This window comes from Lancefieldella parvula (genome assembly GCF_963530955.1).
GTDB classification, from domain to species: domain Bacteria; phylum Actinomycetota; class Coriobacteriia; order Coriobacteriales; family Atopobiaceae; genus Lancefieldella; species Lancefieldella parvula_A.
The window spans coordinates 1-13,665 of record NZ_CAUSFQ010000001.1; the positions used below are offsets into that span (position 1 = coordinate 1).

At 47.6% G+C, this 13,665-nt stretch carries 13 protein-coding genes; all 13 read left to right on the plus strand.

Annotated features, from left to right (window positions below; translation table 11 throughout):
• Nucleotides 1-2,750: DNA-directed RNA polymerase subunit beta' (locus tag RWJ43_RS00005; protein WP_314006593.1), on the plus strand; the 2,750-nt coding region annotated here is incomplete at its 5' end.
• Between the two features lie 185 nt (nt 2,751-2,935).
• On the plus strand, nt 2,936-3,319 hold the full coding sequence (locus tag RWJ43_RS00010) for a helix-turn-helix transcriptional regulator (RefSeq protein WP_035426967.1): 384 nt from the start codon (nt 2,936-2,938) through the stop codon (nt 3,317-3,319).
• 29 nt (nt 3,320-3,348) lie between these two features.
• A complete protein-coding gene (gene hypB / locus RWJ43_RS00015; protein ID WP_314006596.1) occupies nt 3,349-4,023 on the plus strand; it encodes a hydrogenase nickel incorporation protein HypB in 675 nt (224 codons plus the stop codon).
• A gap of 47 nt (nt 4,024-4,070) precedes the next feature.
• Nucleotides 4,071-7,076, plus strand: coding sequence for an FAD-dependent oxidoreductase (locus RWJ43_RS00020; RefSeq protein WP_314006598.1), 3,006 nt, complete (start codon nt 4,071-4,073; stop codon nt 7,074-7,076).
• 1 nt (nt 7,077) lies between these two features.
• The gene (locus RWJ43_RS00025) at nt 7,078-7,422 is read left to right on the plus strand and encodes a hydrogenase maturation nickel metallochaperone HypA (protein ID WP_314006600.1); all 345 of its coding nucleotides are present in this window, start codon (nt 7,078-7,080) and stop codon (nt 7,420-7,422) included.
• Between the two features lie 54 nt (nt 7,423-7,476).
• Nucleotides 7,477-7,662 carry an ArsR family transcriptional regulator gene (locus RWJ43_RS00030; RefSeq protein ID WP_314006602.1) on the plus strand — a complete coding sequence of 62 codons (186 nt, stop codon included), beginning with the start codon at nt 7,477-7,479 and terminating at the stop codon, nt 7,660-7,662.
• 95 nt (nt 7,663-7,757) lie between these two features.
• On the plus strand, nt 7,758-8,279 hold the full coding sequence (locus RWJ43_RS00035; protein ID WP_314006604.1) for a GNAT family N-acetyltransferase: 522 nt from the start codon (nt 7,758-7,760) through the stop codon (nt 8,277-8,279).
• A 2-nt stretch (nt 8,280-8,281) separates the two neighbouring features.
• On the plus strand, nt 8,282-8,923 hold the full coding sequence (locus tag RWJ43_RS00040; RefSeq protein WP_314006606.1) for a CPBP family intramembrane glutamic endopeptidase: 642 nt from the start codon (nt 8,282-8,284) through the stop codon (nt 8,921-8,923).
• Nucleotides 8,924-9,160: 237 nt separating this feature from the next.
• Complete coding sequence (gene rpsL, locus RWJ43_RS00045) at nt 9,161-9,532, plus strand: 30S ribosomal protein S12 (RefSeq protein WP_035427082.1); 372 nt, start codon at nt 9,161-9,163, stop codon at nt 9,530-9,532.
• A 38-nt stretch (nt 9,533-9,570) separates the two neighbouring features.
• The gene (gene rpsG, locus RWJ43_RS00050) at nt 9,571-10,041 is read left to right on the plus strand and encodes a 30S ribosomal protein S7 (RefSeq protein WP_012809249.1); all 471 of its coding nucleotides are present in this window, start codon (nt 9,571-9,573) and stop codon (nt 10,039-10,041) included.
• A gap of 24 nt (nt 10,042-10,065) precedes the next feature.
• Nucleotides 10,066-12,162, plus strand: coding sequence for an elongation factor G (gene fusA, locus RWJ43_RS00055; protein ID WP_314006608.1), 2,097 nt, complete (start codon nt 10,066-10,068; stop codon nt 12,160-12,162).
• Nucleotides 12,163-12,205: 43 nt separating this feature from the next.
• Entirely contained in the window at nt 12,206-12,514 is a 309-nt protein-coding gene (rpsJ, locus tag RWJ43_RS00060) for a 30S ribosomal protein S10 (RefSeq protein WP_314006610.1), read from the plus strand.
• A gap of 538 nt (nt 12,515-13,052) precedes the next feature.
• A complete protein-coding gene (locus tag RWJ43_RS00065; protein ID WP_396427216.1) occupies nt 13,053-13,508 on the plus strand; it encodes a low molecular weight protein-tyrosine-phosphatase in 456 nt (151 codons plus the stop codon).
• The last annotated feature ends 157 nt before the right edge of the window (nt 13,509-13,665 follow it).

The following is a 13,665-nucleotide window of genomic DNA, read 5'->3' on the forward strand; positions in this document are numbered from 1 at the left end:
GCAACAACCTCAGAAGCCCTGCTTCTGGTAAGGTTCTGACCGTTCCTTCTCAGGATATGGTCTTTGGTGTCTACTACCTCACTTCCGAGAAGACCGGTGAAGATGCTAAGACGCTTACCTTTGCAAGCTTTGAGGATGCTCTTCTGGCTATTGAGGCTAACCGTGACCTTGATCTTCAGGCAAAGGTTGTTGTCCGCGTAAGCTCCAAGGATGCAAACGTTGCTGATAGCGATCGCGCTATCTTCCGCGTTATGACCGGCCGTGGTCAGTATGAGGACCTGGACGTTACTGAGGGTACTAAGCGTTTTGAGACCACTGTTGGTCGCATTATCTTCAACCGTCAGTGCCTGCCAGAGGATTACCCATACATCAACTACAAGATGGTTAAGTCTGATATTGGTGTTCTGGTCAACGATTGCTGCGACCGTTACCCAATGGCTGATGTTGAGCCAATTCTGGATAACATCAAGAAGACTGGTTTCCACTACGCAACTCTTGCTGGTCTGACCGTTTCTGTTTGGGACGCTGTCATTCCTCCACACAAGCCACAGCTGCTTCAGGAGGCACAGGACCGCGTTGACCAGATCAACGAGTACTACGAGGACGGCTTCCTTTCCGAGCGAGAGCGTCACGTTGAGGTTGTTAACGCATGGACCGAGTGCACCGATCTTCTCGGCTCTGAGATGCTTACAGGCTTTGCAGAGAACAACCCAATTTACATGATGGCTGACTCTGGAGCTCGTGGTTCTAAGACACAGCTTCGCCAGCTTGCTGGTATGCGAGGCCTGATGGCGGATATGTCCGGTGAAACCATCGACCTTCCAATTAAGGCAAACTTCCGCGAGGGTCTTGAGCCTCTTGAGTACTTCATTTCTACCTACGGCGCTCGTAAGGGTCTGGTAGATACCGCATCCCACACCTCCGACTCTGGTTACCTGACTCGTCGACTCGTCGACGTTGCACAGGACGTCATTGTCCGCGAGGAGGACTGCGGCACTGATGAGGCAGTTACCTATCCTCTGATTAAGCCTGGTCAGACTTCTGTTGATACTGACCTGATTGGCCGCTGCACCCTTGAGGATGTCTGCGATCCAAACACTGGCGAGGTTCTTATCCCTGCTGGTGGCTATGTTGAGTCCAAGCAGGATCTTGAGCGTCTTGTTGAGCACGGCCTTGCTAAGGTTCAGCTCCGTGCGCTTCTGACCTGTAAGTCTAAGTACGGCGTCTGCCAGAAGTGCTACGGTTGGGATCTTTCCACCCGTCGTCCTGTCAACATTGGTACTGCAGTTGGTATTATTGCAGCTCAGTCCATTGGTGAGCCTGGTACTCAGTTGACCATGCGTACCATTCACTCTGGTGGTGTTGCAGGCGCAGACGATATTACGCAGGGTCTTCCTACCGTTGCTCGTATGTTCGACGTCGTCGGCAACGTCAACGAGAAGATTCTTGGTCGCGAGGCTGACCTGGCTCCTGTTTCTGGTGTTCTTCACATCACCCCAGAGACCACCGAGTACCTGCTGCGTATTGTTGATGCAGACGATGCTTCCCGTGTTATCGAGGAGTGGCGTGTACCTGCATCCGTCCGCTTTATGCCTGGCATTGAGGATGGCGTTGTTGTCCGTGCTGGTGATCAGATTACCCGCGGCTTCGTCAACTTCCGTATGCTCCGTCGACTCACTGACATTGAGTCCACCATGCACACCTTCGTTGAGTCCGTTAAGGACGTTTATACCTCTCAGGGTGTAGAACTCAACGATAAGCACATCGAGGTTATCGCACGTCAGATGCTTCGTCGTGTTCAGGTTACCAACCCAGGTGACTCTTCGTACCTGCTTGGTCAGTATGTGGACCGCTATGTCTTTGCAGAGACTGTCCAGAATATTGCCCTTGCTGGTGGTACTCCACCAGAGGCAGAGCCAGCAATCCTTGGTACTCTGAAGGTTGCAAGCTCTATCGATTCTTGGCTCTCCAGCGCATCGTTCATTCGTACTGCAGGCGTTCTTACCTCTGCAGCTATCGAGGGCGACGTTGACCACCTGCTTGACCTCAAGTCCAACGTTATTGTTGGTAAGCAGATTCCTGCAGGTACTGGTCTCTCCGCATACAACGATGTTGAGCTTACGTACCATGGCACCAAGATTGATGGCCCAACTTCTTCTCTTGCTAAGTCTCTTCCAGACTGGGCACCAGCAGAGCTTAAGGACATCGAGGAGCAGCTTCCTAAGCAGCTTGACTGGGTCAACGAGGATTACAACGGTGGCGTTTACTCCAAGAATGGTCGCACGCTTTCAAGCGAGGACGCAAAGCTGTATCTCTTCGACGATCTTGGCGTGTCACAGCGTTGGACCAACAAGTTCAGCGAGGTTGGCATTGAGACCGTAGGCGATCTTATCGGTAAGACCGAGGAAGACCTGCTTCGCATCGATGGTATTGGTGCAAAGGCAATCGAGGAGCTCCGCGATGGCCTTGAGGCTCGTAACCTCCTCTACATCCTTGAGCCAGAAGAGGATGAGGCAGATTCTGAGGATCTTTCTCAGCTGCTCAACATGGTCTTCTCGCCAGAAGGCGATGGCGGCTTGATGCTGGGCTCTGCAGCTCCATCCACGCACTCTGATTACACCGAGACACTCATCGGTTCTTCTTCCGACGAGGTTAGCCCTGATGTAATCAACGAGGACCTTGGTTCTCTGGATGACCTTCTCAATCAGGTTGTCCGCATGGACGCTGAGGCAGACGGCGAAGACGAGTAAGTAATCTCGCCTGATACATCAAACTTTTTCGGAGATTGACTCCGATACAGAAGAGGACTTCAGCCGTTAGCTGGAGTCCTCTTTTAGTTACGCTTACAGAAGCGAGTATCGGTATATACTAATCTTTTATGAATTACGTTTGGTAAGCCATTTATTTTGCGGCTCTTAAAGGATAGGAATAGCAAATGGATAGTCACTCCCACGATTCCGAAAAATGCGAGCACACTCATTCTACGTGCGATTATGTTTCTGATCAGAAGCTGAATGAATACCTGGTAAACGATGACATCATCTACGATGCAACCCAGATTTTTGATGCACTGTCTGATTTCACTCGATTCCAGATTTTGGGTGCTCTAGTAAATGGCGAGAAAAGCGTAACAGAGCTGCAGGAAATGCTTTCGGTATCTCAGTCAGCAACCTCTCACCAGTTGCGTCTTTTGCGCGACCGCGGTCTTGTCAATGCAAAAAGAGATGGCAGAAAAGTTATCTACTCACTTGCAGATGAGCACGTCACAACGCTGATTCGCGTTGGCCTTGCACATGCAGCTCATCTGTTGGGTCATTAACATACGTTTCGGAACTGTGGAGAGAACTTATGGGTGAGTATCGCATCATTGAAGTTAAGCAGAGTGTTTTTGCAGCTAACGAGAAAAGCGCCGATCAACTAAGAGAAGAAATGAAGAAAAAGGGAACTCTGCTGGTAAACCTTATGTCTTCTCCAGGTTCTGGCAAAACTACCACCCTTAAAAAGACCATTGCTGCCCTGAAAGATAAGGTTTCCATTGCTGTTATGGAAGCTGATATTGATTCAGATGTTGATGCTGCTGCTATTTCAGAAACGGGCGTGAAAGTCATTCAGCTGCATACTGGCGGCATGTGTCACCTCGATGCGCATATGTGCGCTCAGGGTCTTGAAGGTCTCAATGCAGGTGATGTGGACCTTATCTTTTTAGAGAACGTTGGGAACTTGGTATGTCCGGCAGAGTTTGACACCGGTGCCGGCGTAAACGTCACTATTCTTTCTGTTCCCGAAGGCGACGATAAGCCGTTGAAATACCCTTTGATGTATCAGGTCTGTGATGTGGTGCTTGTTAACAAAATAGACGTAGCACCGTATTTTGATTTTGACCTGGAAAAACTCAAGGAAAATGTGGCCCTTAGAAATCCAAAGGCGGTTGTTATTCCTTTCTCTGCCAAAACTGGGGAAGGATTAAACGCTTGGACTGAATGGCTTTCTCGCAAAGTTGCTGAGTGGAAAAGCAGTCAGTAACCAATAGCTAGCGCTTAAAGAATGTCTTATGCCTGATAGGAGAGGTCATGGCAGAGGAAGTACCAGCACGTAAGACTCCAAAAGGTCAAAATGCCATGCGCGGCAGTCTTACTGATGAAGAAATTGCACGCAGAAATGTATTGCCAACTACTAACCCTGCTGGCGGTCCTACTCGCATACTCGCTCAAAATCACATTACTGAAAATGACGAGGTAGTTCATTACAAAACTGTAGATCCAAATGAGCCTGGACCAGCTTCTTCTGAGCAATTTAAGCCTCTTGTAAGAGATGAAGTTCAAAAAATTACGAGTCGCCTTGGTCACAAAATTGTAAAAGATGACCCAGAATATTGGGGCATAGCAGCAATTATGACTGAGGAAGAAGCTGCGGTAACCAAATACATGAAGGTTCGCCAGCCAGTTACCTTAGAGGAGCTTTGCAAGCGTACTGGAAAAACTGCGGGGGAGCTTCAGCCTATCCTAGACACCCTGTCTGTAAAGGGCATGATTGAGTACAACTGGGAAAACAAGAGCAAGCAAAAGCAGTATGTTCTTCCTATGTTTGTTCCTGGCTCCGCAGAGTTTACCGTGATGAACGAGCGTCAACTCGAAGAACATCCCGAGATGGGTTCTTTGTTTGAGCGTATGACCTATCTACCGCTCAAAAATGTCACCAAGTTAGTTCCTGAAGGCGGCGCGGGCGTTGGAATGCATGTCATTCCTGTTGAACGATCCATTGAGCAGGTAAATCACACAGTTACTGTCGAGCATATTTCGCATTGGCTAAAGAAATACGATAGATATGCTGCTACTCCCTGTTCTTGTCGCCTTGCTGAACGAGTTCGTGGCGACGGCTGTGCTGACGATCCAGAAGATTGGTGTCTTGCTATTGGTGATATGGCTGATTACTGCGTAGAAACAGGAAAAGGCCACTACATTACCTACGATGAGGTTATCGATATCTGTACAAAGGCCGAGAAAAACGGTTTTGTTCATCAGATTACCAACATTGACGGTGAAGATAAGATCTTTGCCATTTGTAACTGCAACGTAAATGTTTGCTATGCACTCAGAACTTCTCAGCTGTTTAATACGCCTAATTTGTCTCGTTCGGCTTTTGTGGCTCACGTTGATGAAGAAAAATGTGTTGCTTGCGGTGGGTGCGTAGAGGTTTGTCCAGCTGGAGCCCCTCAGTTAGGTCAGAAACTTCCTACCAGGAAGGGCAAAATTTCCTACCCAACGCAGGATCTTCCAGATGATAAGTTCTGGGGAGAGTCTGATTGGGATTGGAATTATAAAAATAACAACCGTATTGAGTGTCACGATACCGGTACCGCTCCTTGTAAGGTTGCCTGTCCAGCGCATATTTCTGTTCAGGGTTATCTGCGCATGGCTGCTGAAGGTCGCTATCGAGATGCGCTTGAGCTCATCAAAAAAGAAAATCCATTCCCTGCTGTTTGTGGTCGCGTTTGCAATAAACGTTGCGAGGCAGCGTGTACGCGAGGAACTATTGACCAGGCAGTAGCCATTGATGACGTTAAGAAATTTATTGCTCAAAAAGATCTTGAGGCAGAACATCGCTTTATTCCAGAGCCAGTTATCCCGTCAAATAGAGGCCGATTCAACCAGAAAATTGCCATTATTGGTGCAGGTCCAGCCGGCCTGTCCTGTGCATATTACCTGGCAGAACGCGGTTACAACCCCGTTGTTTTTGAGAAGAACCTTCTTCCTGGCGGAATGATGGTATATGGCATCCCTTCTTACAAGCTCGAGAAAAACGTTGTTGCCGCAGAGATTGACGTTCTTAAAGAAATGGGCGTTGAGATTCGCTGTGGTGTTGAGGTAGGAAAAGACATAACCCTTGATGAACTGCGTGCTCAAGGCTTTATTGGTTTTTATGTTGCCATTGGTTGCCAGGGCGGTAGAAAGGCCAATATTGCTGGAGAAGACGCCGATGGGGTTATTTCTGCTGTTGATTTCTTGCATTTTGTAACCGAACATCCTCTGCATGAAGTACCTGGAAAGACAGTGGTCATTGGCGGCGGTAATGTTGCCATTGATGCGGCTCGAGTCTCTGCTCGTTGCGGATCAGAGTCAGTTACTATGGTGTGCCTAGAGCAGCCAGATGAGATGCCTGCACTACCAGAAGAAATCACAGAAGCGCAGGAAGATGGTGTGTCAATCAAGAATGGTTGGGGACCTGCTTTTATTGCCACGGATGAGCAAGGACACGTTTGCGGCGTGATGTTTAAACGCTGTATGCGGGTTTTTGACAATGATAAGCGTTTCTCGCCTTGTTTTGATGACGAGCAAACAATGTATCTTGAGGCAGATGCAGTGGTCTTGTCTATTGGACAAACCGTTGAGTGGGGAAGTCTTTTGGAGGGAGAGGCAGTTGAGCTTACGCGCGGCAATTTTGCGCGTGCTGATTCCCAGACGTATCAGACTGCTCAGCCCGATGTCTTTGTGGGTGGAGACGTGTACACGGGTCCTCGCTTTGTTATCGATGCTATTGCCGCAGGTCATGAAGCTGCTGTTTCACTGCATCGTTTTGTGCAGAAAGGCTCTTCTTTGACTATTGGCCGTAACCAGCGCCATTATGTTGAGCTTGATAAATCTGACGCAGCAGTTGAGTCTTGTGGATACGATCACGCAGGTCGTCAGCGTTCCGCATGCGATTCAGTTAAAAACATCAGGCATAACTGGACAGATCCTAGCCATACTTTTACGCCAGAGCAAATCAGAATCGAGACCGCACGCTGCTTGAAGTGCGGCGCTTCAATTGTTGATGCAAATAAGTGTATTGGTTGTGGTCTCTGTACTACACGCTGCGAGTTTGATGCAATTCACCTGTTCCGAGACAATCCTCACTGTTCAGATATGGTTGCCGCAGAGCATAAGGCAGGAAAGATTCTCTCGTATGTTGGAAAACGTGCGGTAAAGATTATTAAGAACCCCGCGAGAAAAACAAAGACTCCTAAGCCTCAGTCACACGTAACAACCGATGAGCTTGGTAATCCCGTTTCTGCGGGCAGTACGGGAATTTCAAGTTAACATGCATGAGCTGGGAATTGCGTTTTACCTCATAGATATGGTTGAGGACCTGGGAAAACAGAACAACCTCACCTCAGTTGCACGTGTAAAGTTGCAGCTAGGGGAGGTATCTGGAGTTGTTCCAACGTATTTGTTGGATGTATGGCGTTGGGCAGCTGATCGCACGGAGTTGCTACACGGAGCTCAGCTAGAAATTGAAGAAGTGCCAGCTCTAACACAGTGTTTATCGTGCAATAAAACGTACGCTACGGTAACGTATGGTCGCACATGCCCTTACTGTTCTAGCGAGAAAACAGAACTCATCCAAGGCTTAGAAATTGAGCTTGCTGAGATTGAGGTTACCTAGCATTTGTAATTTCTATGAAGTATAGATACACCCAGCACAGTGGCTTGGTGACATGTGGCTTTCATCAGCGTAAAGTACTTCCTTTCTCAGTCTGCTACTTCTCATCAGCTCCGTCTCCTGCGTGATCGTGGTCTGGTAACTGCAAAAAGAGATGGTCGTCGCGTCATTTATTCTTTTGCTGACGATCATGTCATTACACTTATTAGCGTTGGCCTTGCTCACGCTGCACATCAGCACTAAAATATTAGAAGTTTTTGGTGTCTTGATTTTCAACGAGAAATGAATTTTTTGATTGATACCGTATGTTAAGTCTTCAGCACATAAACGGAAGAAACGTGTGGGACATTCTTAAGCTCAAGGTGTCCGAGGACCAGCAAGACTTTGTTGCTGGAAATGATGTAAGTCTTATCGAAGCCTATATAGCTAAGGCAGAAAACGGACAGATTTTCCCTTTTGGTATATACAAGAATGATTTACCAATAGGGTTTTTGATGATTGGGTTTGGCACAGATAGTAGCTGGGACAAAGCTCCAGCAATAGCTCAAAATAATTACGATCTTCGACGTCTGATGATTGATGCAAAATTCCAAGGTAGGGGATACGGTAAAGAAGCGCTCATGCTTGCGTTGGAGTTTATACGTACCTTTCCCTGTGGAAAAGCAGAGTTTTGTTGGCTATCCTATGAGCCTGAAAATAAAGCTGCTCGTAATCTCTATCGTACGTTTGGATTTGTTGAGACGGGCGAGAAGGACGGCGAAGAATCGATCGCTGTTTTAAAGCTATCCGCGGATGTAACTGAAGGAACACTCAGTACTAAGACACTTTTCTCTAACGATAAATGTAGAACGGTGAAGTAAGGATGGAAAATAAACAGAAAAAACAATTCAAGAATGAAGCTCTTTATAGTTATTTAATTTTGGTTTTCATAATTTTTATTGCATCGTTAGAATATAAATACAATGCGAATTTGTTTGAAAATAGTTACATTAGTAAAATAGCTTTTAGTATGGTCATTTCAATTTATCCTGTATATATAACCATAAAACATTACAGTAATATTATTGCTAAAAGTTTCAAACCTGCTAATATAGCCATTTTATTGCTCATTTCATTTATTCCTGTTCTTTTTTCTCAAGAAAATTATATTGATAGAATTTACGCTTGGGTTCACTATTTATTTTTAGTGGCACTTCCTGAGGAATTTTTCTTCCGAGTTTACCTAACCGAACAATTTAATGAAGGTTTATTAAGATATTGGAAGATCACTAATGTATCAGCATATATTATAGGTTCATTATTTGCTAACGTATTGTGGGGGGTAACTCATATAATCTTTCCGCTTGTAAATAATGTTAATAATCTTGAACCTCTTTGGTCTTATATTACCTTTGGTATTGGAAATGGTTTGTTATACACAGCTTTATTTTTAATATTTCGAAAGAATGTCTTGGCTCCTGTTCTCTTTCACGCAGTTATAGATATGTGCAATAAATTCTTATAAAAATTTTAAGATTGTGAATATCGGATTTTCAATAAAGGTTTTTGATAGTTAGACAAGTTATTTTGATTCTATATTATGTGCAGTTTATGAAGTATAGATACGCCCGGCACAGTGGCTTGTTGACATGTGGCTTTCATCAGCGTAAAGTACTTCCCTGCGTAATTCCAAGGGGACAGTGCTGTGTCACCTTTCGAATATGTAAAACTGCAGGTAGATAGGTATAAGAAGGAGAAGATCTTGCCTACTATTAACCAGCTCGTACGTAAGGGCCGCGTGAGCGTCAAGTCAAAGTCTAAGAACGCCGCTCTTCAGCACAACCCACAGAAGCGTGGTGTTTGCACCCGCGTTTTCACCACTACGCCAAAGAAGCCTAACTCAGCACTCCGTAAGGTTGCTCGTGTTCGTCTTGTTAATGGCATTGAGGTAACCGCTTACATTCCTGGTGAGGGCCACAACCTCCAGGAGCACTCCATTGTTCTGGTTCGTGGCGGCCGTGTCCGTGACCTTCCTGGTGTTCGTTACAAGGTTGTTCGCGGTGCATTCGACTGCGCAGCAGTTCAGAATCGTGCTCAGGGCCGTTCCCGTTACGGCACTAAGCGTGCTAAGTAATCACGTCCACTACTCGAACTAGTTCTTAGGAGATTAATATGCCGCGTCGCGCAGCAGCAGTACGTCGTGAGGTTATGCCTGACGCCGTCTACAACAATCGTCTGGTAACCCAGCTTATTAACAAGGTCCTTCTCGACGGCAAGAAAGCAACCGCAGAGCGCATTGTCTACGGTGCATTTGACATCGTCGCAGAGAAGACTGGTGAGGATGCCCTCACTGTCTTCAAGAAGGCTATGGATAACATTCGCCCAACACTTGAGGTTAAGCCTAAGCGTGTTGGTGGCGCTACTTACCAGGTCCCAATGGAGGTCAACTCCCGTCGTGCAACTACTCTTGCTATCCGCTGGATGGTCACTTTCAGCCGTAGCCGTAAAGAGAAGACCATGGCAGAGCGTCTTGCAAACGAGATCATCGACGCAACTAACGGCGTAGGTGCATCCGTCAAGCGCCGCGAGGACCTGTACAAGATGGCTGAGGCCAACCGCGCCTTCTCCCACTACCGCTTCTAGTCGGAATTCAGGAGTAGCAAACAAATGGCTAAGACTAAGTACAATCTTAAAGACCTCCGCAACATCGGCATCATGGCTCACATCGATGCTGGTAAGACCACCACTACGGAGCGTATTCTTTACTACACCGGTAAGACCCACAAGATTGGTGAGGTCCACGACGGTGCAGCAACCATGGACTGGATGATTCAGGAGCAGGAGCGCGGCGTAACCATTACTTCCGCAGCTACCACTTGCTTCTGGAAAGACCATGTCATCCAGATCATCGACACCCCAGGCCACGTTGACTTTACCGCTGAGGTTGAGCGTTCTCTTCGTGTTCTGGACGGCGCAGTTGCAGTCTTCGACGCAGTTGCAGGCGTTCAGCCACAGTCCGAGACCGTTTGGCGTCAGGCTACCAAGTACGGCGTACCTCGTATTGCATTCATCAACAAGTTTGACCGCGTAGGCGCAGACTTCTTCCGTGCAATCCAGACCATGCGTGACCGCCTTGGCGCAAACGCAATTGCAGCTCAGGTCCCAATGGGTGCTGAGTCCAACTTCTGGGGTCTTATCGACCTTGTCACTAACACTGCATGGGACTTCAAAGAGGATGCTAAGGGCATGATTTACCCTGAGCCACTCGACGAGATTCCTGCTGAGTTTGTAGAGATTGCAGCTGAGAAGCGTGAAGAGCTTCTTGAGGCAGCTTCTGACTTCTCTGAGGAGCTCATGATGGCTGTTCTCGAGGGTGAAGAGGTTGACGTTGAGACCCTTAAGGGTGCTCTTCGTGCTGGCGTTCTTGCTGGTCAGATTAACCCTGTCTTTGTTGGTTCCGCTTACAAGAACAAGGGTATTCAGGAGCTTCTGGACGCAGTCATCGACTTCCTTCCAAGCCCTCTGGATGTTCCAGAGATTGATGGTGTCACTCCTAAGGGTGACGAGGCTGTCCGTCACGCAGACGTCAAAGAGCCATTCTCCGCTCTTGCATTCAAGATTATGACTGACCCTTATGTCGGTAAGCTTACCTACATTCGTGTCTACTCTGGTCAGGCTGAGGCAGGTTCTTACGTCTACAACTCCGTCAAGGACAACCGTGAACGTTTTGGCCGCATCCTCGAGATGAACGCAAACGACCGTGTTGACCGTGAAGAGTGCTCCGCAGGCGACATCGTTGCATGCGTTGGTCTCAAGAACACCACTACTGGTGACACCCTTTGTGACGAGAAGAACCCAATCATCCTTGAGTCCATCAGCTTCGCAGATCCTGTTATCGACGTTGCTGTTGAGCCTAAAACCAAGGCTGAGCAGGAGAAGATGTCCATCGGCCTTTCTAAGCTGGCTGAAGAGGACCCAACCTTCCAGGTTCACACTGATCACGAGACCGGCCAGACCATCATTGCTGGTATGGGTGAGCTTCACCTTGAGATTATTGTTGACCGTCTCCGTCGTGAGTTTAAGGTTGACTGCAACGTTGGTAAGCCACAGGTTGCTTACCGCGAGACTGCTGGTAAGGCAGTAAGCCACGCTGAGGGCAAGTTTGTCCGTCAGTCTGGTGGTAAGGGTCAGTATGGCCACGCAGTCATCGACCTTGAGCCACAGGAAGAGGGCAAGGGTTACGAGTTTGTCAACGCTATCGTCGGTGGTGTTATTCCTAAGGAGTACATCCCATCTATCGATAAGGGCATTCGTGAGGCTCTTGAGAACGGTGTTATTGCTGGTTACCCAGTAGTCGACATCAAGGTCACTCTTGTTGATGGTTCTTACCACGAGGTCGACTCCTCTGAGGCAGCATTCAAGATTGCTGGTTCTATGGCAATTAAGGATGCTCTCAAGAAGTCCAACCCAGTCCTTCTCGAGCCAGTTGAGTCTGTTGAGGTTGAGACACCTGAGCAGTACATGGGCGACGTTATGGGCAACCTTTCTTCCCGTCGTGGCAAGATTGAGGGTATGGACGATCGTATGGACGCCAAGGTCATCCGCGCTAAGGTGCCTCTTGGTGAGATGTTCGGTTACGCAACCGACCTTCGTTCCCAGACCCAGGGCCGCGCGAGCTACACCATGCAGTTCGATTCTTACGAGCCCGTTCCTAACGCTGTACGCGAAGAGATTGTCGCCAAAAACGGCGGCTCTGCATCCTAAGTAAACGACCACGAGCTCTAGCTCATGTATGGAGGTACCCAAAGTGTCAAGCCAGAAGATCAGGATTCGCCTCAAGGGCTATGATCACGAGGTCATTGATCAGTCCGCTAAGCTGATTGTTGACACCGCACAGAAGACAGGTGCGCGTGTTTCCGGTCCTATCCCTCTGCCAACCGAGCGTAACCTTTACACCGTTATCCGCTCCCCACACAAGGATAAGGATTCCCGTGATCAGTTTGAGATGCGCACTCACAAGCGTCTCATCGATATTCTCGACCCAAGCTCTTCTACCGTTGATTCGCTTATGCGTCTCGACCTTCCAACTGGTGTCGATATCGAGATCAAGCTCTAAGCATTCGGCTTAATCCAACATATAAACCCTCCTGCGCACTTTTACGCAGGAGGGTTTTTGTGTGGGTATACTTTCCGCTTGCGCTTGATTTGCTCCAAGCCTGATTTCTGCAAAGAATCTGTAAATTCTGCCTAAAAACATTAAAGAATCTGTGGATTTGCCTGATTTTACAAAAGAATCGGTGGCTCAAATACAGATTCTTTGCACTTTTCAGGCAGGGTTTAAAGCGTGTCCGAGCTCACCCTTTCAGGGAGCCTGATGTTATCGTCATGTCTGAACGTTTTGCCGGAAAAGTGCACCAAGTCTGAGCGATTTGCCTGTTTTTCTCGCCATGTCTGAGTAAATTTACTCAGACTTGATGCCCTTTTCAGGCTGGCTAATGCAGGAGCACGTTACTTTACAGAGTAAAGGGCATGTTTAGCGAGAAACCCGTAGAATAGGGAAGCGAATACTTTTACAGCGCACAGGAGAAGAGATGAAGGATACTCGGATAAACGCTCATCACCAGCTAAACAACGTCCACTCAGAAAACGCTCATGTGACCAAGGTTCTCTTTGTGTGTCACGGAAATATCTGCAGGTCAACAATGGCACAGTACGTCATGCAGGACCTTGTCGAGAAAAATGGTCTCGCAGACTCGTTTGTCATTGACTCAGCCGCAACCTCCACTGAAGAGATTGGTAACCCTGTTGACCCTCGTACGCGACACAAGCTTCAGCAAGAGGGGATTCGTTGTGGCAATCATCGTGCGAGGCAGATGACGCGCGCAGATTACGAGAACTTCGATTACCTCATTGGCATGGACCACAATAACCTGCGCAACATGATGCGTATGCTTAAGAATGATCCGCTTGGAAAGGTTTCGCTGCTCCTTGATTGGACGGAAAAGCCTCGCGATATTGCGGATCCATGGTATTCAGGAAATTTTGATCTGACGTATAAGGATGTTACTGAGGGTTGCGAAGCATTGCTCAAAAAACTTTTGGCAAGGTAATTTCGGCAGCCTGATTTTTCAAAGTTATTACCGTGGATTGTTTTTACAAAATTTCTGAAAAAACTTTTCAAAATTCTTTGGGTTTATCGCCAATAGATACGCCCGGGTCAGCGGTTTGACCTCGCAAAATAGGTGAGAAGAAAGATCTCGCAGCTAG